General features: G+C 52.0%; 17 protein-coding genes. 12 read left to right on the top strand and 5 right to left on the bottom strand.

Going from position 1 to position 23,563, the window contains the following annotated elements; all coding sequences use genetic code 11:
- Positions 1 to 26: 26 nt before the first annotated feature.
- The 11 genes from DQM29_RS15675 to DQM29_RS15625 all read left to right on the top strand — a co-directional run bounded on the left by DQM29_RS15675 (position 27) and on the right by DQM29_RS15625 (position 17,047).
- Positions 27 to 1,496 (top strand): T6SS immunity protein Tli3 family protein, encoded by a 1,470-nt coding sequence (locus DQM29_RS15675; RefSeq protein WP_111741549.1) that lies wholly within the window; start codon positions 27 to 29, stop codon positions 1,494 to 1,496.
- Between the two features lie 2 nt (positions 1,497 to 1,498).
- Positions 1,499 to 3,844 carry a T6SS effector phospholipase Tle3 domain-containing protein gene (locus tag DQM29_RS15670; protein ID WP_111741548.1) on the top strand — a complete coding sequence of 782 codons (2,346 nt, stop codon included), beginning with the start codon at positions 1,499 to 1,501 and terminating at the stop codon, positions 3,842 to 3,844.
- Positions 3,845 to 4,099: 255 nt separating this feature from the next.
- A complete protein-coding gene (locus DQM29_RS15665) occupies positions 4,100 to 5,563 on the top strand; it encodes a hypothetical protein (protein ID WP_111741547.1) in 1,464 nt (487 codons plus the stop codon).
- Between the two features lie 41 nt (positions 5,564 to 5,604).
- Positions 5,605 to 5,862 carry a PAAR domain-containing protein gene (locus DQM29_RS15660; protein ID WP_415270876.1) on the top strand — a complete coding sequence of 86 codons (258 nt, stop codon included), beginning with the start codon at positions 5,605 to 5,607 and terminating at the stop codon, positions 5,860 to 5,862.
- 275 nt (positions 5,863 to 6,137) lie between these two features.
- Entirely contained in the window at positions 6,138 to 9,584 is a 3,447-nt protein-coding gene (locus DQM29_RS15655) for an ImcF-related family protein (RefSeq protein ID WP_170126560.1), read from the top strand.
- On the top strand, positions 9,574 to 11,157 hold the full coding sequence (tssA, locus tag DQM29_RS15650) for a type VI secretion system protein TssA (protein WP_111741544.1): 1,584 nt from the start codon (positions 9,574 to 9,576) through the stop codon (positions 11,155 to 11,157). Before DQM29_RS15655 ends, tssA begins: the two co-directional genes overlap by 11 nt.
- A gap of 441 nt (positions 11,158 to 11,598) precedes the next feature.
- Positions 11,599 to 13,365, top strand: a complete 1,767-nt coding sequence (tssF, locus tag DQM29_RS15645; protein WP_111741543.1) for a type VI secretion system baseplate subunit TssF — start codon at positions 11,599 to 11,601, stop codon at positions 13,363 to 13,365.
- Positions 13,329 to 14,381 carry a type VI secretion system baseplate subunit TssG gene (tssG, locus tag DQM29_RS15640; protein ID WP_111741542.1) on the top strand — a complete coding sequence of 351 codons (1,053 nt, stop codon included), beginning with the start codon at positions 13,329 to 13,331 and terminating at the stop codon, positions 14,379 to 14,381. Before tssF ends, tssG begins: the two co-directional genes overlap by 37 nt.
- A 31-nt stretch (positions 14,382 to 14,412) precedes the next feature.
- Entirely contained in the window at positions 14,413 to 14,961 is a 549-nt protein-coding gene (gene tssJ, locus DQM29_RS15635) for a type VI secretion system lipoprotein TssJ (RefSeq protein WP_111741541.1), read from the top strand.
- 10 nt (positions 14,962 to 14,971) lie between these two features.
- A complete protein-coding gene (gene tssE, locus DQM29_RS15630; RefSeq protein WP_172622637.1) occupies positions 14,972 to 15,385 on the top strand; it encodes a type VI secretion system baseplate subunit TssE in 414 nt (137 codons plus the stop codon).
- Positions 15,386 to 15,502: 117 nt separating this feature from the next.
- Entirely contained in the window at positions 15,503 to 17,047 is a 1,545-nt protein-coding gene (locus DQM29_RS15625) for a T6SS immunity protein Tli3 family protein (protein WP_111741539.1), read from the top strand.
- Positions 17,048 to 17,155: 108 nt separating this feature from the next.
- On the opposite strand, the gene DQM29_RS15620 is transcribed toward DQM29_RS15625, so the two are convergent.
- Complete coding sequence (locus DQM29_RS15620; RefSeq protein WP_111741538.1) at positions 17,156 to 17,401, bottom strand: YmjA family protein; 246 nt, start codon at positions 17,399 to 17,401, stop codon at positions 17,156 to 17,158.
- Positions 17,402 to 17,503: 102 nt separating this feature from the next.
- Entirely contained in the window at positions 17,504 to 18,613 is a 1,110-nt protein-coding gene (locus DQM29_RS15615) for a 4Fe-4S binding protein (protein WP_111741537.1), read from the bottom strand.
- Between the two features lie 333 nt (positions 18,614 to 18,946).
- On the opposite strand from DQM29_RS15615, the gene gss reads away from it, so the two are divergent.
- Positions 18,947 to 20,821 carry a bifunctional glutathionylspermidine amidase/synthase gene (gss, locus tag DQM29_RS15610; protein ID WP_111741536.1) on the top strand — a complete coding sequence of 625 codons (1,875 nt, stop codon included), beginning with the start codon at positions 18,947 to 18,949 and terminating at the stop codon, positions 20,819 to 20,821.
- Between the two features lie 81 nt (positions 20,822 to 20,902).
- On the opposite strand, the gene arsB is transcribed toward gss, so the two are convergent.
- The 3 genes from arsB to DQM29_RS15595 form a co-directional block, all read right to left on the bottom strand.
- Entirely contained in the window at positions 20,903 to 21,925 is a 1,023-nt protein-coding gene (gene arsB, locus DQM29_RS15605; RefSeq protein ID WP_111741535.1) for an ACR3 family arsenite efflux transporter, read from the bottom strand.
- Positions 21,926 to 22,016: 91 nt separating this feature from the next.
- Positions 22,017 to 22,493: an arsenate reductase ArsC gene (locus DQM29_RS15600; RefSeq protein ID WP_111741534.1), complete on the bottom strand. Its 477-nt coding sequence runs from the start codon at positions 22,491 to 22,493 to the stop codon at positions 22,017 to 22,019.
- Positions 22,490 to 22,864: an ArsR/SmtB family transcription factor gene (locus DQM29_RS15595; RefSeq protein WP_111741533.1), complete on the bottom strand. Its 375-nt coding sequence runs from the start codon at positions 22,862 to 22,864 to the stop codon at positions 22,490 to 22,492. Before DQM29_RS15595 ends, DQM29_RS15600 begins: the two co-directional genes overlap by 4 nt.
- Positions 22,865 to 23,563 lie beyond the last annotated feature (699 nt).

The following is a 23,563-nucleotide window of genomic DNA, read 5'->3' as shown; positions in this document are numbered from 1 at the left end:
TTTGGTTTTCTACAAAAGGAATATGTATGACGACACCATCACCAAAAAAGAAAATGCCGGTTTATGTGGTTTTGCTTATTGTCGTAGCGGTAGTCATTGCACTAGGGCTGTTTGGCCAGATCCAATCGCGGCTAAGTGTTGGGGCTGCGTTTGGTGGAGCAGGATTTGATGGTAAATCACCTGTAAGAACACACTATGCGATTGCTGATATCGAACCACAAGTTGTTTACCGATTGGATGAAAATCGCTATGTGGAATTAAGCCACTATATGGGGTGCGAATCTATGCTGGGAGACGAGCAAGTGGCGAAGGCTTGGTATTACGACCTGAATCTGGGCATTAAAACAGAAATATCACCATTGATACGGGCTTATAAGGGGAGGTTTATCAACGCTGACCCGAGGGGTAAGAACTTGGTTTTTCCTATGGGAAATTCAAGAGTGCTGTATTCCACTGATTACGGACGAACAGTGTCTCTTTGGGTAAGAGGTGATCCCTCTGAGATAGCTAGTTCTGCTGAGGATGTTACTTTCGTGATTACAGATAAAGAACTAGTTTATTATCAGAAAGAGAAAGATGAGTATTTTTTTGCTAAGAAAGTGTTTGATGGAAAAAATGTTGATGAAAAGTCGGTAACTAGTTCCGGTAATGTAAAAAATATCCCTGCTTACCTAGCTCCCATGGGGAGATATCAGTGCAATGCTGACATTAAGCCCAGAGGTGTCAGCGAAATTAAGATAAAAGAATATGATGAGCGTCGACGTCCGTACTTTGAGCAACTCTTATCTGCTACAAACAAAACTATATCAGTGCTTGTTAACTTAGCGTCTTGGCAGGTAACTCTGCGGACGCACTATGCAGCTTACGACGTGGTACCACAGGTAATTTACCGATTGGACGATAATCGTTACGTGGAACTGAACAATTATGAAAATTGTCAGCCTACCTATGAAGACGAAAAGGTGGTAAAGATTTGGTATCACGACTTGAATCGTAATATCAAAACACAACTACCTTCAAAAGTTCGCAACTATCAGGGAAAAATAATCAATGCCGACTCGAGTGGTAAGAATTTAGCCTTTCCGGTAATGAGCGACAGAATGACTTGTATGGATGAGGTTTGTGGTGAGTCGATGGTGTATTACTCTACTGACTACGGCAAGACGTTTAAGTCTTTTTATTATCTTAGATATAGTGATGGTACTCGGGATAATAGAGATGAACCACGAGACTCACTAAAATACTCAAAAAATTATCTTACTACTGTAATAACAGATAAAGAATTGGTGGTGTATAAACAGTGGGGGAAGAGCTATAAAACGACAAAAATAAGGTTAGATAAAGAAGATGAAGATAAAATTTATGGCACAGAAGATCCAATAATTCCTCCTCATACATCCTTCATGGAGAACTATCAATGCGATACCAATATTAAACCTAAAAGCATTGGTAATATTTCTGTAGACGAGTACAACAGACAAGAAAAAGGGAATTAATTATGGGAAAGCATGACGGAGCAACAAGAAGGCCGACGACTGCAATTAATCAGCTTGGCCAAGTTACGGCTACGGTATCAGCAACACCGAAGAACGTGTGTTCAACCCCTGAAGTGTCTCCAGGAACTCATCTTCCTGGTGTGATTATTTTTGTACATGGTGTTAATTCAGAAGGAGAGTGGTATGAAAAGGCGGAAGAGGCACTATGTGATGGATTGAATAAGCGTCTATTTTTATCAGGTAGTGATTTTGAGCTAATACCTAACGTATATAAAAATGATGAGAAGGCTGAGGTTAAGACTGAACGTATTCTTGATGTTGAAAATAATGAGGATAGTTATTTAATTAAATCCAACAATTCTCCTGTAATTCGCTTTTATTGGGGATATCGTGCCAATGATAATGAGTTGGGAAAATATCTAGTGCCGCTAAGAAATCTCAAAGGAGAAAGCTATCAACAGCACCTGCTAGACAGGAAGATGTCAAAGGAGGAGATTGCTAAACGAGGTCCCTATTTTTGGGGAGGAGGGCCGTTTCAGAATGCGTCGACCACTCTTAACCCAATGTGGGGTGATTTTAGCTTTAACGAGGATATTCTCGGCGGCTTGATGTCGACTCAGTGGTTTAACCCGGAAGAAGATCGGCTGTTGGCGACAGCTCCATCACGTAAATATTATTCTCACGCCGCATGGCGGCTAGCGATGCTTATTCAGCGTATTCGTGACCACAGCCCAAATGACACAGTAACTATCGTTTCCCACAGTAAAGGAACGATGGTGGCGCTGGCAGCATCATTAATCAGCGCTCCTGACTCGTTATTTTTACTCAATTCGCCTTATCGTATGATGAATATTATGACGGACTACTCTGCTGTAGATAGCTCCGAACAGGTAAGTGATGGGGCTAGAGAGGAGACATTGAAGGCGGTGGTGGAGGCTGTAGCAAAGAATCAGGATAAGCTTTCTCGATGTGGTTTAGAGAAACATCTTTCTTTAGGTCGAGGCAAGGATGGTAAGGTATGGACGCCAAATGCAATACATAAAGGATCTGATGGGGCAGCTGTTCCAGAAAGGGACAACCACGGCCGTACCTATATTTATTGTAATGCTCACGATCGTGTTATGGGGTCTATCGCGTTAGTGAGTATCGGTTGGCAAGGTCTTCCTAACAGCAAAGATGGGAAGATACATCCTTTGCTGGATGAGTGTAAAGGCAAATTATTTCAGCGTTTGATGGCTAGGGGAACGCCGTGTGGCGATGAGCCGAATGTCAAAACCAATTTTGGTACATTGCCTGATATGTATACTCCAGTAAATATTCCAGCCGATGAGGAATTAAGTAGACCAGCTTACATAATGAATGTAAGAAATGAACCGTTTTGGGATGACATGAGCTATGCGGTAGAAGTTAACTGGGCATTTAAGGTCGCTTATCCAGTATTTCTTCTAAAAGATAAATTTATGCCTATTTGGGAAACCCCACCTGAGTGGCAGACGATGAATATTAATGCAGAAAAAGTACCTGAGCCTTTGAACGGCGATGATATGAAGATTTTTGATGAAAACAATAGAGATAAAGTTGGTAAAGAAAATGAAGGGTGGGGAGAAAGTAAAGTAGAGAAAGGAAAGATAAAAGCGAATGATGAGGCTTACCGTTATTACTTGCCACTTTTTCAATTGAAGGAGCAGAACGGGACTAACATGCATACGCTAACGTTATTAAACACGCTTCCTGAGGGAATAGACCCCAGTCCAGTGGCAGAAAAACAACGTCAAATCAATCGAAGCAAGGGAGAGTTGGGAATAAAAAATGGTTGGATAGTCTGGCAACATAAAGATTACGCTAGTAATTATAATGCCAAAAAATTAGGGGGAAATGATGGCGATAGAGTATTTCAGTATTACGGTTACCTAGAATTTAAACATGAAAAAGCAGATAACCTGATGAAGCAGACAGACGAAAATTTAAAAACCTATATTTCTCGTCCAACTGATCATAGTACATTGCCTAGAAGTCATAAGATTATGAGCCGAGTTGCAGCCTTTGATTTACCTATAGGTTTTGGTCGTTGTCTAGATGAAATTAAGATGGAATTGATAAAGCAGGCAGATTGGACGCTGCCAGGAAGTGATTTTTATATGGAAAAGGGAGTGTTGGCGCAAACCTCTCAAGGAAAAGAATTAATAGAACAATACTTTATGAATCAAACACAGTTATCTCCATCTATGCCATCAACAATTAATAGCAGTAAACTTTCGAAAAAAGAGTTGGAGGCATTAATTACCATTGGGCATGAGGTGGCAAAGGATTATGAAGAAGCTAGAGAACAAGGAATTGTTTATGATTAATCTAATTATATAAATTTTATGGGTTGTTTTTGGTGATGTTTTTTTATTATTTACAATTAGCCTGTTTATTTTTATAAAAAATATCTTTTTTCTTTAGTATTAGTGTCCAGGTTACAATAGGTGATGTGTTTTTGGGTGAAAATTTTTATTGAAATATAATAAATTAAATGAAGTTGGTTTATATGGAAATTAATTTAAAGTGATATTTCTATATGCATATGAAAGATATATTAGTATATAGATGAGGAGTGAAAAATGAACTGGTTTATTCCTGAAATAAATCGGTCAGAGACAAATGCTCGCTATGTCTACTGGGTAATTGTTCTGCTATGTATGTTATGTTTAATCGGAGGAGGAGTTTTTATTATTTTAACAACTCCTTTCGATAGGCTGCATCGTCAAGGATTAACGGAGTATTATTCAACTATTGTAGTGACAATTACGCTATTATTTTTCATTCTAGCGGCTTACGCCATTCCCATTGAACACCAGCAAATGAAATCGCTTATCTGGAATCGTTGGCGGGCTAAAGATTTATCTGCTTGGCAAGATTGGACCCATAGACACTATGTGCTTGCCGACAGCGCTGTGTTATCAACCTATCGTCATCTTCTTGAAATAGTGGAAAGTGGAAACGCTCTGGAGAATGAAGAGGACAAACATCCCTTGTTTCCTGACAGTTTTTCACCTCCAGGATTGGGGCGGTTTGATTTAATGTGTAAACATCTTCTAAATGACATTAAATCCTCATTGGAAAAGTTAAATAATAAAGAAAAACTCTTGATCTATCTGCAGTTGGATGAGTTTAGCCTGTGTTCTATACCTAATAGCGAAAATCAGGAGGAGTCATTGCAGGAGAAACGGATTAAAAGACAGTTTGAAGCCGTTTGGAATTCATTGAATTTAAGTATTGAGATTGAAATTTGTGTTGTTGCTGCGGGGACAGCACTGGAAACATTGTGGGAACGGCTAGACGATAAAAACGAGTGCAAATACAGTGCACTTATTATTACAGCGAAGTACCAGACAGTAGTGACTCAAGGATGTGATGAGCTTGCGGCAGTTTCGCTTTGGATCCCTGATTACTCGGCATCTTGCGTAAGTTTTCCCAATTCAGTTTGTTTATACCGCAGTATGCGTTCATCTAAACAGCATTTACTAGAGGACATAAAGCACCTCATCGAAGCTAACCAGCAGCCACTGGCACTAATGAATGCGATTTGGCATAGCGGTTTGGATGAAGAAACAGAGCTACAGCTTAACGTTATTGCTAATGAGCTGAATATTCCTTTAAATAGGGAGCGTGTTCCTTTTGGAATAATTAATCTGAATGGTGCTGTTGACGATATTGAATCAAAAAAATATTGGTATTTATCGGCCTTGAGTGGACTTTCCTTAAAGAAAAAAGAGGGTGCAAGCCTTTTAATTTCAACTCACTCAGATGGCGAAGTATTATTACAGATCGCTGGAAATAGTGACGAGCTAAAACAAAGTTTTATATACGATAGAAATGTTATTGTATTTCCTCTTGGTAGTATTGCTGTTTCGCTGGCGTTAAGTCTCCCATTTGCTGTATCTATAAGCTCAATCTTTCCTGCTTTAGGCTATTTAGGATTATTCTCTTCTATTATACTAGGTTCGGGAATATTAATTATGGCCTCTGTTTTCTTGCATCGACTATTATGTAGTGCCATAGTCGTAAAGAAATATTATCAATGAGTATGGTTTATTCTTGATGTGAAATATAATCGGTGTATATGATGAAGAAAATAATTAGACTTAACGATAAAACATCTCACGGTGGCAGCGTAATTACCGCGACATCAACATTAAAAATAAATGGTATTTCAGCTGCATTGATCAACGATCTTGTTTCTTGCCCTATCCATGGTGTAAATCCTATTGTTGAATGCTCTCTTTCATATAGTGAAGATGGTAAAGGTATTGTTGTTGAACAATGCAAGAGCGCCTGTGGTTCTGTTCTTTTTCCTAGCCAGAACGAGTTTAGTGTTGATTAAGAGACGCTCTCTTTTCTTAAAAGTAAATTTTTTTGAATTTATAATTTCCCTGGTTTTTCCCACTTTATAGGAAGCTTAGAGGCTAATGTTCTATATAAAGGATATAGTTAATGAATAAATGGAAGGTACTATGTTTGATTATAATTACCTTGCTAGCTGCTTTGGTGTTGTGGGGAGGGGTTAATTATTTTTCTGATTTTTTTGGGTGGTCTGAATTTAGCCAAAAGATATTTGTTTGGGGGGTATCTTGCCTATTGCTAATACTTTTGGGATTAGTGCCAACTATTTTTTATATTTATAACCAAGTAAAAATCAAGCATCAGAAAGAGGGAAAACTTCCACCATCGAGTAAAGTTGATAAGGATAAGGAAGTATTAGAATTACCTTTTACAGATTTAGCTAAACAACTCCGCCACCGCTACGGTCTCCTCTGGCGTCGCAAGCTGCGCTGGATCCTCGTCGTCGGTGAAACTACCGACGTAGAGCAGGTCGCTCCCGGCCTTATCCGCGACGGCTGGCAGGCAGGCAGCGATGCCCTGCTGATCTGGGGCGGAACCACCAAAGCGGCGCTAGACGACGCCTGGCTGAAGCAGTTAAAAAACCTTCGCCGTATTCGGCCCGTTGACGCGCAGGTGTGGGTGGTAAAAGCCGAAGACTACGCTCCCAGCAAAGACAAAAAGGCGTTACAGGACAAAGCCCTGTGGCAGATGCACGCCCGCAACCAGCAGCTTGGCTACGCCGCGCCGCTTTACCTGCTCGACCTGCGCACCACCGCGTGGGACCAGTCCGATCGCGAAGAGCAGGCGGTCGGCACGCTGTTCCCCGCCCGGGCCACGCCGGACGAGCTGGCCAAGCGCCTGGCGTCGGTTGGTCAGAGCGCTACCGAGGAAGGGATGGCGCAGGTGATGATCGACAACCGTCACGCCTTCCTCCTACAGTTGGCGCAGGATCTCGAACAGCGCGACGTTCCGCGCCTGAAGGGCTGGCTGCCCCAGCTTCTGACCGCGCAGGGCGCGAACCCGCTGCGCGGATTGATGTTTACCTGCGCCGTAACGCGCCCCGATACCGTCGCCGATCGCGCCTTTGTACCGACGCCCGTCTGGCAGGCCATCGTTGACGACAGCCGACTGGCTAAGGGAAAGGGTGTCGGCGTGCCGTGGATGCGCGGGATTAACGTCGCCGCGCTGGCGGCGATTGCCCTGTTCGGCGTGGGCAGCGTCGTGTCCTACATTGGCAACGTGCGGTTGATTTCCTCATCAAAAGACTTAGCGACTGAGGCGAACGACTTCAGCACCGATATGACCACCCGCCTGACTCGCCAGCAGGCGTTCAAACAGCAGATGACCCAGCTTCAGCACCGCATGCAGCATGGCAGCCCGTGGTATCTGGGCTTTGGCCTGAGCGGCAACGACGCGCTGCTCGCGGCGCTGTGGCCTCACTATCGTACCGCCAACGAACAGAACGTGCAGTCTATCGTGGTGGCCAGCCTGAGCGGCAATCTGGAAAAGCTGGTACAGATGCCCCCTAACAGCCCCGAGCGCGCCCAGCTGGCGAAAGACGGCTACGACCGCTTAAAGGCCTACCTGATGCTGTCGCGCCCGGATCGGGTCGATGCGCCGCTGCTGGGTAAAACCCTGATTGCCAACGCGGGGCCAGCTCCGGCAGCGGTGACCGAAGGCGTCTGGCAGAGCGTAGGTGCCGAGCTAATGCAGTTCTACGCCGACAACCTGTCTCGCCACCCTGACTGGGCGATTAAGCCCGACCGCCGCCTGATTAACGACGTGCGTCAGGTGCTGATTAACCAAATCGGCATGCAGAACGCCGAAACCGCCATCTATCAGGGCATTCTCCGGCGCGTTGCGCAAAACTACGGCAACCTGACCCTGAATCAGGTGCTGAACGGCCTCGACGGCCACACCCTGTTTAACACCGAAGAGGAAGTGCCCGGCATGTTTACCCGCGAAGCGTGGGAAGGCATGGTGGAAAAAGAGATCGACAAAGCGGTGAAAGACCGCCGCGAAGAGATCGACTGGGTGCTGACCGACAGCGGCAAGAGCCTTGGCGGCGAAATTGCGCCGGAAGCGCTGCAGGCAAGGTTGACCGACCGCTACTTTACCGACTACGGCGCTGCCTGGCTCAACTTCCTCAATAGCATCAGCTGGGAGCGCGCGGAATCCATTTCTGAGGTTATTGACCAGCTTACCCTGATGGCCGATGCCCGCCAGTCACCGCTGATTGCGTTGATGAACACCGTCAAGTATCAGGGGCAGGCGGCACAGAAGGGGCGCGGACTGTCGGAGACGCTGGTGCAGTCAGCGCAGGAAGTTTTCGGCGCCAAAGCGAAAAAGCTCGACGCTATTCCGATGAATAGCGACGAGCCGACCGGCCCGCTGGACGGCACCTTCGGCCCGCTGCTGCGCATTCTGCAAAGCGGCGGCAAGGCCGAGGGGGACAGCCTCAGTCTGCAAACCTACCTAACCCGCGTGACCCGCGTCAGGCTTAAGCTACAGCAGGTCACTACCGCACCGGATCCGCAGGCCATGACTCAGGCGCTGGCGAAAACGGTGTTTGAAGGTAAAGCCATCGACCTGACCGACACCCGCGACTACGGCAGCCTGATTGCCGCCAGCCTGGGTGAAGAGTGGTCCGGATTTGGCAGTAGCCTGTTTGTTCAACCTCTAGAGCAGGCGTGGCAGGGCGTGCTGGAGCCCGCCGCCATGAGCTTTAACAGCGCCTGGCGCGAAAGCATCGCCGACCCGTGGAACCGCACCTTTAACGGACGCTACCCGTTTAGAGCCACTGGCAACGATGCCTCACTGCCGGAGCTGGGACGCTTTCTACGCCCCGACAGCGGCATGATCGAGCGCTTTGTCACCACCCAGCTCGGCGGTATCCTGCACAAGCAGGGAGACCTGTGGGTGGCCGACGCGCTGAACTCGCAGGGGCTGACCTTTAACCCGCAGTTTATTTCCGCGCTTAACCAGCTTAGCCGGGTCTCCGGCATGCTGTACGCCAGCGGCGATGCGCAGATGCCCTTCGAGCTGATGGCTCGCCCCAGCAAGGACGTAGTGAAAACCGAGCTGTTACTGGATGGCGAAAGCCTGATTTATTTCAACCAGATGGAAGCGTGGAAAACCATGACTTGGCCGGGAGACACCTACTCACCGGGGGCACAGCTCAGCTGGAGCACCGCCGATGCCGGCCAGCGCCTGCTAGACAGCCCCAAAGGCAGCTGGGGCTGGGTTCGCCTGCTTGAGCAGGCCAAAGTCACGCAGATAGACAGCAGCCGCTATCGGGTCACTTGGCAGGCTGACGACGGTAAAAGCCTGACCTACATCCTGCGCGCCCAGAGCTACAGCGGGCCGTTGGAGCTGCTTAAGCTGCGCAACTTCCGCCTGCCGTCCAGCGTATTTGTTACCGCCAACAGCCCCGCCGGGCAGTCACCGGCTGAATCCTACGTTGCCGACGACGCGGGGGAAGGCAGCGCCCGCAAAAAGCCAGCGGCAGCGGGGGAGCCGAAAATCATCGGTAATCCTGTTTCTACAGCTGATGCCTCCACCGTCAGGCCGCCGAAAAAAGGCAAGGCTGCCAGCGCCGATACGACTGATACCGCTTTAGCTCAGGAAGGTGAAGCCGCGCCCGAGAGTGCCGCAGCGGCCAGTGAGTCTTCCACTACACCTTCCTCATCCGGAATGATAAGAATCGAACACGATGCTAACTAAACTCCTTCAAACCCTGTTCGGCAGCCAAAACCCGCAGGACGCCGTCAACCGCCGCATCAAGCAGCACTGGCAGGCGTGGCTAGAGCCCATCGACGGCGACAGCCCTGTGGGCGTTGACCCCGGCTACGACGACGACTTCCAGCAAATTAAAGAGGAAATCGCCCAGCTTTCCGGCATCGACGCCGCGCTGATTATGTCGCTAAGCGAAGGGCTGCTGTATGAGCGCACCAAAGACCTGCGCGTTGCCACCTACTACGCCTGGGCGCGCCTGCGGCTAGACGGCGTCAAAGGGCTGGCGGACGGCCTCGAGCTGATGGCCGGGCTTATTGCCCGCTACGACACCCTGCTGTTCCCCGCCCGAGGGGAAAGCAAAAAGGCCGCGGTGGAGTGGCTGGCGAGCGGCAAGTTTATTGACCTGCTGGAGAATCAGCCGGATCTCAAGCACGACGACCTCGAGCGCGCCATTGCGGCTCTGTCCCTGATGATGAAGTACACCCAGCTGTGGGAAGAGCCGCTGCGCCCGGACTTGGGTGCGCTGATCCGCTTTTTTGAAAACCGCCTCGAAGGCCCCGAGCCTGCGCCTTTGCCGTCGCCTGTAACCGGTTCGCCATCGCCTTCGGCGAGCCCCACTGCGGCAAGCGGCAGCGTGCGCCAAGAGGGCGTTGGTTCGCTGCGGGACGTGCTGGATCAGGCGCGGCGCATGTCGGCCTTCCTGCGAGAAAAGCCCGACGGCTATCTGGCGGCGGTGCGCCTGATGCGCAGCGTCCGCTGGGATACGGTAACCGCTCTCCCTCCCCACGACGACCGCTACGCCACCCGGCTGATTGCCCCCAGAGTCGAGCTGAAGCAACACCTGAACCGTCTGTGGCTACAGCAAAACTGGCTGGAGCTGCTGGAGCAGGTCGAGCGAGCGTTTTCAGAGGCGGCCAACCACTTCTGGTTCGACCTACAGCGCTACGCCTGCGACGCCATGCTAAACGCAGGCGCCCCCTACAGCGCCTGGCAGGAACTTTGCCTGACCGACGTCGCCCTGATGCTAGATCGCCTGCGAGGCATCGAACGCCTGACCTACAGCGACGGCACGCCGTTCGCCGACGGCGAAACGCTGGCGTGGATAGCCACCTCTGCCACCATGCGTCACCTTGACGAAGGGGAAGCGCTGGCGCCGGTAGCGCTAGACAGCGACAGCTGGAACGAAATCGAACAGCAGGCCACCGAAATCGCCGGGCGAGACGGGCTGGAAGCCGCCTTCAGCTTCCTGAACACCCTGCCAGACTTAGTCACCGACAGACAGGACTACCTCAAACGCATGCTGCTGGCCCGCCTAGCCGAACAGAGCGGCAAGCCGGACGTCGCCTTGCGCCTGCTCAAAGCCCTCGACGACCGCTGCGACCGCTACCGCCTCACCGACTGGGAACCCGATTTAGTATTTGAACTTAAGGCAAAACTGCTAAAGCTCATCCAGCACAAAAGCCTGCTAAAAGACGCCGACCGAACAACCCTAAACCGCGAAGCCGAACGCCTGCTCGCCGAACTCACCGTACTCAATCCCGCTAGGGCGCTGACGTATTGAGCTGGATAGATGGCTTACTCAATTTTGATTTAGGCAAATCAAAAGTGTTTTGGCTTTGAATATTGAGGCTAAACAGAGGAAGAGCGCTGACGTATTGAGTCAGATGAATGGGTTACTTAATTCTGCTCTAGGTAAATCAAAATTGTTTTGGTTTTGAATGCAGGAGTCAAACGGAGGGAGAGGCTTCCGTTGGGGTCGACTTGGCGAAAGCCAACGACAAACCGGCTTTGCCGGTTTGAACAGCGCTTGCGCTGGCCCTGAAAGGGTGAAGCCCGAAGGGCTTCATAACTGCCCGTAGGAAGGCTAGGCCCGACGCACTCCCAAAGCTAATAAAGGCGCTCTACCGGCCGAGCACAATATACATATAAGCACAGAGTATTTACGGCCGGAATATACACAGAAACTCATTAAAACAGTTAATAAACAACATAAGAACCCTCCATGGACGATCTAATCAAACGCTACTACGAATCCGAGATGCGCTACCTGCGCGAAGCGGGCAAAGAGTTCGCTCAGGTTCACCCCGACAGAGCGGGCATGCTCAACCTTGACCGCGTCGGCGATCGCGACCCCTACGTCGAGCGCCTGTTTGAAGGCTTCGCCTTCCTGATGGGGCGGCTGCGCCAAAAGCTGGACGACGACCTGCCGGAACTCACAGAAGGGATCGTCAGCCTGCTTTGGCCTCACTACCTGCGCATTATTCCGTCACTCTCCATCGTCGAACTGATGCCCGACTATGGCGTGCTGGCGCGCAAAGAGGTCGTCGAGGCTGGCTTCGGCGTGCAGACCGCACCCGTTGGCCCCGCCCGCACTCGCTGTAAGTACCGCACCACACAGGCCGTAGAGCTACAACCCCTGAGCGTGACCAAAGCGGGCGTGCGCAGCCACCACGACGGGCGCTCGGTGATTTATATCCGCTTCGAGCTAGGCCCGATGGCCTCTCTGCCGCAGATGGATCTCTCCAGCTTGCGCCTGTACCTCAATGCCGATACTCCGGTGGCGTCAGCCCTGTATCAGGCGCTGGTCGGGCAGGTGGCCGCCATGCAGGTGCGCTACTTCGGCTACCGCGACGGCTCTCCGCAGCCGATGAACGGGCGTATTACCCCCGCCGGATTCTCGCCGGACGAGCGGCTGTGGCTCAAGCCGGACAACGCCTTTAGCGGATACCAGCTGCTGCTGGAATACTTCACTTTCCGCGAGAAGTTTATGTTCGTCGATCTGACAGGGCTGGACGTGAGCCGCATACCGGAAGGCGTCCGCTCGTTTGAAGTCGAGATGGTGCTGAATGAAACCTGGCCTGACGATCTGCCGTTTAACGGCCAAAACATCCGTCTGCACTGTGCCCCGGTGATTAACCTGTTCCCGATGGAGGCGGATCCGGTACGTATTAACCAGCTGGAAAGTGAGTACCTGCTGCGCCCGCTGCTGATGCAGGACGGCCACGTCGAGATTTACTCTGTTGACGCCGTGCAGTCCATCAGCCGACAGGGGCGGGCGGTCTACGTGCCGTTCACCAGCTTCCGCCACCGCGGCGGCATGCTGCGGCACGACGCGCCGGAGCGCTACTACCATACCCGCGTGCGGCTGGGGGCGTCCGGCCTGCACGATACGTGGTTGATTCTCGGCGGGCAGGTGTGGGAACGGGAAGAGGAAGTGTATGACGAAACCCTCTCCCTGCGCGTGACCGGCACTAACGGCATGCTGCCGCGCAAGGCGCTGCGCAATGCGTCGATTAATCAAATTACTCATGCACAGACGGGCGTCATGGCGGTGCGCAACCTGTGTGCGCCAACGCTGCCCTGCTACCCGCCGGTGAACGACCGCTTCCACTGGCGAGTGCTTTCCCACCTTGCGCCCAACTACCTGTCGCTGATGAACGCCGAGGTGCTGCGGGGCACGCTGGCGCTGTACGACTGGACAGACAACGAGCTGAACCGCCGCCGTCTGGAGGGTATCGTTGAAGTGACCCATCGCCCAATTAATCGGATGACGCGGGGCATGCGCGAGCGCGGCGTAGAAATTGAAGTCACCCTCAACGCTCACCAGTTCCCCGGCGAGGGGGACATTCAGCTGTTCGGTGAACTGCTGCATCAGTTCTTCGCGCTATACGCCGACCTAAACCTGTTCACCCGCCTAACGCTGGTGCTCTTACCTACGGGAAAACGCCTAACATGGACCGACAGCAAGACAGTGCGCTCGCCCCTTTGACGCACACCCCTTTGATGGAGGGGCTGTTCCGGCAGGCGCCGCGTATGAACTTTTACCGGTTCTGCCAGTATCTGGAACAGCAAAACCCGTCGTCATTAGGGTTGGGAACCGGGGAAACCCCCGCGACCGACCCGGTGCGCTTTCGCCCTTTGCCTGAGATGGGGTTTCCCTCCAGCGAAATGAAGCGCGTCGAGTGGGATCGGGACAACCCCGAACGCCCGCCGACAGTGCGCACCACATTCCTCGGCCTGTACGGCGTGGACGCCGTGCTGCCCTACGCCTGGCTGGACGACATCGTCCAGCGTCAGGAAGGGCACGAAGCGCTGGAGGAATTTCTCGACATCTTTAACCATCGGGTGATGACCCAGTACTACCGCATCTGGCGCAAGTATTACTACCCGGCGGGCTTTCGTTCGGGCGGTGTGGATTCGGTATCGCAGTGCCTGCTGGGGCTGGCGGGGTTTGGCATCAAGGGCTCTAGCGAACAGATCGCCGCGCCGCCGTCCCGCTTTTTGGCGCTGATGGGGCTGATTACTCAGCGAACCCGCACCGGAGACGGCCTTAAGGGGGTTATCAACCTGCTTTTGCCCGGGGCAGAGGTGGACGTTGACGAGTTTTACCCCCAGTGGGTAAGCCTCGATCGGCCCGCCCGTCTGGGCTACGGAGAGCGGCTTGACCTACAGGGCTCTACCGTATTGGGGCGACGCTTTAAGGACAGCAACAGCGCCGTGCGCGTGACGATTACGCCCGCTACCCGCGAGCAGATCGAAGGCCTGCTGCCGGGAGAAACGCTGCATACCGATCTGATGGCGCTGCTGCGCGCCTATTTAGGCTATCGCTTCGACGCCTGCATGATGATGAACGTCAGGCGTGAGCTGCTGCCCAGAGCACAGCTCGGCGAATCGCGCGTTCGGCTGGGCCTGACCTCCGTGCTGCCGGTAACGAACGAGCAGCGAAAGCGGCAGGAAATTAGCGTTAACCTTGGCCGCTATGTCGGGCTGGTCGCGCAGGGATAGGCAAAGATAAAAACGTTTTAAAGGGATCACTATGAATCAACACGCATTACGTTCAACAAAAACGGCATCGACGTTCGCCAAGGCGGGAATTCTGCTCCTTTCCGGGCTGCTGTTCGGCTGCGGTGCCCTCCAGTCCGCTACCGAGGGGGCAACTGACGTAGCCAGAGCCATCTTTATTAAAAACATCAACACGCTGCATCTGGACTTTGCTGCCCGCGCTCAGCTTAATCCGGGGGATGAAGACGCCCCGGCGTCGCTGATGGTTCGCGTCTACCAGCTCGACAAGGTGGACAACTTTGAACAGGCGACCTACCCACGGCTTGTGGAGGATGACGTAAAGACGCTCTCCACCGATCTGTTGGCGCGCAATGAAGTGGTGCTGCATCCCGCCTCCGCTGTCTCTCTCGACGTGCCGATGCACAAAGACGCCGGGTTTGTTGGCGTGGTGGCGCTGTTCCGCACGCCTAATCTGGAAGAGGGAACTTGGAAAGTGGTTATCAAGCGCAGCGAACTGGACGCCGATAAGCCGAGGCTTTTGATCGCTAACTACGGCGCGATCGGTCTAGTGCCGCTGAAATAGGAGGCTGACGATGGGACCGTCACTGTATGAAACCCTGATGGGGGGCTTTAGCTCCGGAATCGCGCTGGATGAAGTCAACGAACAGACCCAAACCATCCTCAGCGTGATGGACAACGTGCAGCGCATTCTCAACAGCCGAGCGGGCGCCATCAAGTACCTGCCCGACTACGGCCTGCCGGATCTGAGTCTGATCTATCAGGAACTGCCGTCCTCAGCCCACGGTCTGATGCGCGCCATCCAGCATACCCTATTAAAGTACGAGCCCCGCCTGCTGGCGGTCGAACTCACGCTAGAGCCGGGTGCTAAAGACGCGCTGCTCACCTACACCCTGACCTGCCACCTGAAAGAAGTCGGACTGGTGCGCTTCGGCACCTACTTTATGCCCGAGGGCAGGGCGGTGTTGAGACGGTTGACGGTGAGGTAGTCATCCTTGATAGCTGTTAGCCACCCTTGGTGGCTAGCCGACTTTCCATAAAATTCCCACCAACGCTTTCACTTGCGCTAACATGGCCTTTCTCGCTTATCGCCACAGGAAGGCTGCATGGATCCATCTCCGCCGCAGGAAGAAAAAAAGTCGGGTCGTTTCACTCTGGTTATCGTATTCGCGGCTGTTTTAGCGCTGCTCATTGGGTTTGGCATTTTTGAGCGCTTCCAAAGCCGCATGAGCGTCGGTTCGGCGTTTGGCGGTGCAGGTTTCGTGAAGTTACCCGAGCGTACGCACTATCCGGTTTACGATGTGGAGCCGCAGGTAATTTACCGGCTGGACGACGAGCGCTATCTAGAGCTGGACAACTACGAGCGCTGCCGGCCGACAGATGAAGACGGAAGCGTGGCGGATGTTTGGTATCGTGATTCAAGCAGGGGAATAAGAACCAGAGTCAGCACCGGAACGCGCAACTATCAGGGGATGGTCATCAACGCCGATCCGAGCGGAAAAAATATCGTTCTTCCCATATCCAATGACAGCGATAGTCTGGGCTGCCGAAACTCTGACTATAAGTGCTATTCCTTAATTATCATCTATTCGACTGACTACGGCAGAACCTTTAAGCCCTGGGGGCACTCAGAGACCATCGGCTCCAGCGGCGATCCTTCGCTCGTGTCTAAAAAGCATATTGTGGTGATGACGGATAAAGAGCTTATTGCCTATAGCGGAAGAGAGGGCGACTACAGCTTTACCAAAATTGAGACAGCGGGAAAGCTGTACCGAGGAAAGCCGATAGATATATACGGCAGTACAAAAACCATCCCCACTTACCCCGTCGCTATGACGCACTATCAGTGTGACGACAGCATCAGGCCTACCTCCATTGGCAGCATCACTGCTGCAGAATACAAAGCCCAGCCCCAACTCTTTCCCGATTTTTTATCGACCCTGAACGCCGCAGCCATTGTGCTTGATGGGATTGGATCTTCTAAGGTGATACTGCGCACCCACTATGCAGTCTACGATGTCGAGCCACAGGTGCTCTACCGAACCAACGGCGACGGCTACGTCGAGTTAGGCAACTACAGCGGCTGCACGCCAACCTATGAAGACGAAAAGGTGGTGGACGTCTGGTATCGTGACCCTGCGCGCGGCATTAACACCCGGCTGTTTTCAAAAATGCGTAACTATCAGGGGCGAGTGATTAACGTTGATCCAAGCGGCAAGAATCTGGCCTTTCCGGTGATGGCGGACAGAACCAGCTGTGCAGAAGACCTGTGCGGCGAGTCGATGGTTTACTACTCCACCGACTACGGCAAAACGTTTAAGCCGTTTTACTACATTATGAGACGCGACAGTCGTGACGAAGCGCTAGATCCGCCAGCGTACTCAAAGCACTTCACCACCGTGATGACAGAGAACACTCTGACCGTATACGTCTCGAACGGCTATGAGTATAAATATACGAGGATCGCGCTGGAGAACGACGACAGAGGCGGTGAGTCCCGTACCGTCTACGGACAAGAGAAAACGCTGCCAAATTACTCGGTGGAAATGGACAGCTATCAGTGCGATGCGGGGGTTAAGCCGAGGAGCGTGGGTGGAGTGACGGTGGAGGAGTATGACAAACGGCTGGAGGAAAGCAGAAATAGCCTCTGACCGTCTGCTAGAGCCTGTACATAAATCCACCTTCACTTGATGTGAGATTGAACATATCAACATCATGCAATGACACAAATTTATGTACAGACTGAATAAAACAAAAAGCTACTCATTGCCCCATCGATTCAAAAACTCAGCGATCTCATCGATTCGTTGCTCGTCAATATTGGCTTCACGAGCCATCTCTTTCTGCGCATTCTCACTGATTTCCTCGTTATTCATTAAACGGGTAATCAGCAGCTGAAAATAGTGCGCCAGAGGTTTACGTTCTGATTCGCCCACGGGTTCTGCACACTCGATCGAATACTCATCTACGATGTCATAATATTTCAGGGGTACTTCACTATTCATAGGTTGTCTCCAGGGTTTATGCCTGCCTGCATCGTCTGACTTCAATAATATCATCCTTACGCTATTTTCTGTCATTCATGTAACAGCAAACACGCTCCCAACCTACGGATGCCCCATCGCCTGCGACCCCGGAATCAGCTGAAAATACATATGCTCGGGAATTGGGCTGTCCCAGCGGTCAGTGTACATGGCGTAGCCTATGGTGCCGAAGAGAATACCGAGCACCAGCACCGTCATCGCCATACCGGACAGCGCCGTTTGCCGCCATAGCGGCTTGGCGGCAGCGACGCTGTCTTTAGGCTCGCCTTTCGGTTTTACTACGGAAAAAGTGAGGGTTGAGGCGACCGGGCAAGACTCCACGCAGGTCATGCAGGCGGTACACTCTACGGTTCTCACCTGAATCAGCTTGTCCACCGGAATGTTCGACGGGCAGGCCTTGGCGCATTTACCGCAGTCGATACAGCTGGTAGCGCTGCGGCGAATTTTGAAAGGCGAGAACAGCGAGAACAGTCCCATCAGCGCGCCGTAGGGGCACAGATAGCGACACCAGAAGTTGCGGATAAACAGGCTGGCAAAGGTAAAGGCGAAAACGCAGGCCAGTGTTATAGCGCCGATATTGCGAAAGAAGCCGAGCATCTTAACGTCGGCAATTAGGCCGTAGGGCGACATCAGAAACATATAGATGCCCTGTGCCGGCATGGGCAGGGCGATGTAGAGAAAAAAGCCCAACAGCAGGTACTTCAGGCTTCTTAGCGGAATATCCAGCCATTTCGGCAGCGTGAAACTGCGGCCAAACATCCGCTTGCCCAGCGAGCCGACCAGCTCCGACAGAGTGCCGATCGGGCACAGCCATGAGCAGAACGACTTTTTGAGCAGCAGGCTCGTGAGAACAAACGCCAACAGCAGCAGCATTGAAGCGACGTGGATAGGTGGTAGCTGACCCGTTTCCCAAGAGAATTTAGCGTTCATCAGCCCGGCTATCGGCAGCCAGCCTTCAATGCCGCCCGGCCGAGGGACATAGACACTGGTGCCGCCGGTTTCAAAATAGCGCACCCAGAAGTAGAAGGCGACGCCGATATAGACGTTAATCGCCAGCAGTAGAGCCTGCGTGGCTCTGCGCCACGTCAGGGCGTTGCACCAGTCGTTCCACGGTAGTTTGCCGCCCGTTGTGCCGGGACGGCGCTGCCAGCGCGTTCTGGTTTTCTCGTTCATTGCTGTTGATTGCCCCGTGCTGTTATTTTTTACGTCCACTCATGGTGGATCTAGGGAATAGGGGCAAATTACCACCCTTTGTATGATGAAACGTTGATTTATGCCTTAAAAATGCATGTTTTTTAAGCAGGGGATAGTGTGTTGATTTGTATGGAAAGTGTTGCTTTTCGATGTTAAGACGCTTCGGCCTTGGTGGGGTATGAAGTATGACGGGTATATACTGAATGAGTGTTATTATGCACACACATCTATTGGCCACGATCCCGAAGCAAAATAGAAAGTGGATTTCACCGTCGACGTCTCGGGTCGCGTTGTTTATTTGAGGTCAGGTTAATGAGCAAAAAATCGGCAGGCAGTGAAGCGCCGTTTGGCACACTGCTGGGCTATGCGCCGGGCGGCGTGGCGATGTATTCGTCAAACTACCGAACGTTGGATCGTAGTGATTACCCGGACGAGGCGTCTTTTCGCAGCTATATCGGTAATGAATACATGGGGCACAAGTGGCAGTGCGTCGAGTTCGCCCGCCGCTTCCTGTATCTGAACTACGGCGTGGTGTTTACCGACGTCGGCATGGCCTATGAGATCTTCTCGCTGCGCTTCCTGCGGGAAGTGGTCAATGACAACCTGCTGCCGCTGCAGGCGTTTGCCAACGGCTCTTCGCGCCCTCCGGTGGCGGGGGCGTTGCTGATCTGGCAAAAGGGCGGTGAGTTTAAGGACACTGGCCACGTGGCGGTGATTACTCAGCTTCTCAATGACAGGGTTCGAATTGCTGAACAGAACGTCCACAACGCGACGCTGCCGCCGGGCCAGCAGTGGACGCGGGAGCTGGCGCTAACCGTTCAGGACGGCATGTATACCATCAGCGACTCGTTTGACGACACGGTTATTCTCGGCTGGATGATTCAAACCGAAAACGCACAGGACTCTCTGCCTCAGCCGTCGGTACCTCCCGAAGCGCTGATGATCCACGGCCATCGCCTACCTAACGACGGGCAGTTTAACGGCACCTGGCTCAACGCGCGGGATCCGCTACAGCAGCCGTTTATTGAGGCCAACGTGCCGGCTCTGAATAAAGACTCCTATCAGTATTTCACCATCTCGAAAAGCGCCGAGCAGGAGCTGATTAAGGCTACCAACGAGCTGCACCTGATGTACCTGCACGCCACGGACAAAGTGCTGAAAGACGACGCGCTGCTGGCGCTGTTCGATATTCCTAAAATCCTCTGGCCGAGACTGCGGCTGTCGTGGCAGCGTCGTCGGCACCATATGGTGACCGGGCGAATGGACTTCTGCATGGACGAGCGCGGACTGAAGGTTTACGAATACAACGCTGACTCGGCGTCTTGCCATACCGAGGCCGGGCCGATCCTCGACCAGTGGAAGCGCCACGGCTATCGCGGCCCCGGCCATAACCCCGGTGAAGATCTGTTTGACGAGCTGGTGGGGGCGTGGAAACACAGCCGCGCGCGTTCTTTCGTGCACATCATGCAGGACGAAAATGATGCCGAAGAGGACTACCACGCCAAGTTTATGCAAAGCGCCCTGACCAAAGCCGGATTTGAAAGCAAAATCCTGCGCGGGCTGGGCGAGCTGGGCTGGGACGCAACCGGTCAGCTTATCGACGGCGACGGTCGCCCAGTGAACTGCGTGTGGAAAACCTGGGCGTGGGAAACGGCCATTGAGCAGGTGCGTGAAGTCAGCGATGCGGAGTACGCCGCCGTGCCTATCCGCACCGGCCACCCGGAAAACAATGTGCGGCTTATCGACGTGCTGCTGCGCCCAGAAGTGATGGTGTTTGAGCCGTTTTGGACGGTGATCCCCGGCAATAAGGCGATCCTGCCGGTGCTGTGGTCGCTGTTCCCTCATCACCGCTACCTGTTGGATACCGACTTTGAGGTCAACGACGAGCTGATTAAAACCGGCTACGCGGTGAAGCCCATTGCCGGGCGCTGCGGCAGCAATATCGACCTGATCAGCCGCCACGAAGAGCTGCTGGACAAAACCTCCGGCGGCTTTGCCGACCAGAAGAATGTCTATCAACAGCTGTGGTGCCTGCCGAAAGTGGACGGCAAGTACATTCAAGTGTGCGCCTTCACCGTCGGCGGCAGCTACGGCGGCACCTGCCTCAGAGGCGATGAGTCGCTGGTGATCAAAAAGGAAAGCGAAATCGAACCGCTGATTGTTTTAAAAGATAAGGATTTTTTGTAGTCGATTTATCGCGGTTATAGATAAAAGCGCCGACGGCTGATGTACTGACCGTCGGCGCTTTTTTATTAGCATGATTACCCGTTATCGAGTCTTTTCATACCACCCTTTAGATCTATTCACCACGCGTACAACCAGCAGCATCACCGGTACCTCAATCAGTACGCCAACCACCGTTGCCAGCGCTGCGCCGGACTGAAATCCGAACAGGCCGATGGCGGCGGCTACGGCCAGCTCAAAGAAGTTTGATGCGCCAATCAGGCTGGACGGGCAGGCAACGCTGTGCTTTTCTCCTACCAGTCGGTTAAGCCAGTAGGCCAGCGCGGAGTTGAACAGCACTTGGATCAGAATCGGCACCGCCAGCAGGGCAATCACCAGCGGCTGCTGGAGGATCGCTTCCCCCTGAAAGGCAAACAGCAGTACCAGCGTCGCCAGCAGCGCAGCCATCGACCACGGCCCGGTTTTCGCCAGTGCGCTGTCAAAGGCCTGTTGTCCTTTACGCAGCAGCGACCTGCGCCAGAGCTGAGCCAGAATCACCGGAAGAACGATGTACAGCACCACGGAAGTTAGCAGCGTCGCCCAGGGTACGGTAATGGCCGACAGGCCAAGCAGTAGCCCAACGAGCGGAGCAAAGGCGAAAATCATAATGGTATCGTTCAGCGCTACCTGAGACAGCGTAAAGTAGGGATCGCCGCCGGTCAGTCGGCTCCAGACGAACACCATCGCGGTGCAGGGCGCAGCGGCCAGCAGAATAAGCCCGGCGATATAGCTGTCGATTTGATCGGCGGGCAGCCACGGTGCAAACAGATAGCGGATAAACAGCCAGCCCAGCAGCGCCATAGAGAACGGCTTAACCAGCCAGTTAATAAACAGCGTGACGCCAATGCCGCGCCAGTGCGCCTTAACCTGCCCCAGTGCACTGAAGTCAATGCGCAGCAGCATAGGGATAATCATCACCCAGATAAGCAGCCCGACCGGGAGATTTATCCGGGCGATTTCTAGCCCGCCAATCGCACGAAAAAGGTTAGGCATAAGCTGCCCGAGTAGAATGCCGGCCGCGATACAGAGCGTGACCCACAGGGTCAGATAGCGTTCAAACCGATTCACAATAAGATCCTCTAGGTAGCGCAGTGAAGGTTAGGGTGAAAATCTGTAGGATCTTCATTCAAAATTTCATCAACTATTGAAGTAATTATGGTTAAAAAAGGCCGCCGATGCGTTCCAATTCAGTTTTCAGGCGATGTTGGTCCTGCGCCAGTGCCTCTGGTGACAGCGCCAGAAAGGCTTCAATGCGCTTTCGCAGAGTGCGATACGCCTTATCAAAGGCTGCATCGATTTCGGCATCATTGCCGATTGCGTGGGCAGGATCGGCAACGCCCCAGTGGGCACGCACTGCGTTGCTAAGATAGATCGGGCAGGTTTCTCCCGCTGCGTTTGAGCACACGGTGATGACAAGGTCTGGCGTTTGAGGCAGGTCATTCCAGGATTTGCTGAAGTAGCCTTTTGTTGAAATACCTTCACGCTCAAGCAGCGCTAGCGCGCGGGGATGAACGTAGCCGGTTGGCTGACTGCCCGCGCTGAGTGCGCGCCAGCCTTGCGGAGCCAGATGGTTAAACGTGGCTTCTGCCAGAATCGAGCGGCAGGAATTACCGGTACACAGAAAAAGAACATTCATGGCTGAGCCTCATTTGTCGTTTCACGAGGAGGAAGAACGGCTTCTGAACAGGTTGAAGCAGAGCGTAGGCCTTGGCACTGTTCCGGGTGACCGGCGCAGCACTCTTCAGTCAGGTAGGCGATCAGATCCAGCATTAGCGGGATATTAGCCCGGTAGCGCTGATAGCGGCCTTCCTGTTCAACCGTTAGCATGCTCGCCTGCGTCAGCGCTTTTAGGTGGAACGACAGATTCGTGGAAGGGATCTCAAGCGTAGAGGCGATCTCTCCTGCCACCATGCCTGTGGTACCGGCTTTGACCAGCAGACGGTAGACGTCGAGACGCACGCCGGAGGACAGGGATTCGAAGATCGTTGTCGCGGTTTGTTTTTCCATCTGTAAAGGTTCTCAATATCGGTTAATTCAATATTTCAATTATTGTTGAAATATTGAGGTGAATGCAAGCGCTTTATCACGACGGCAGCTGGTAGTGATGATGCGCTGAAGTGGGTACTGCGTGTCACAAGGGTTTTAGTGAGTCATATCGGCGGTTAGGGGGAGAAGGAAAGCATATACAGCGTTTTAATAAGAATATTATTTTTATTCTGAAAAAGTAAAAAAACTTTTTATAAATAGGAACAATAAAAAGCGACAAGGTGCTTATTTATCTCGCTGTGAATATAACAAATTGAAACTATCACTATAAAACATCAGTAAGTACTTAAAAAAATAGAATTCCTATCATTTGGTTATGCTTTTTTAGAGGGTGGGTATTACATTTCAATAGTTAATGTAATTTTTAGTTACTGTAATTTTTGGTATTGTTTTTAATTGTTACTAACACTTTTTTGGAGTTTTAAGTTGATTTTTAAGACACTCATATAGGTTGATAATATTTAATTTTATAAACATTTTAGTTTATAAGTTCAATTTTGTTGTTAAGTTAGGTTCTCAAGGCTACCTTCACTTATTTTTATGGAATTTTATATTGAATACTTCAATATTTTCGATCGTATATTCCAAATTTTTTCCTCATGGGTATAATGCAACCATCCCATAGGGGCTATTTAAAGGTTTTTAATCTACTGAAAGATA

It is taken from the genome of Leminorella richardii (assembly GCF_900478135.1).
Lineage (GTDB): Bacteria > Pseudomonadota > Gammaproteobacteria > Enterobacterales > Enterobacteriaceae > Leminorella > Leminorella richardii.
This window is presented reverse-complemented; position numbering and strand designations above follow the sequence as displayed.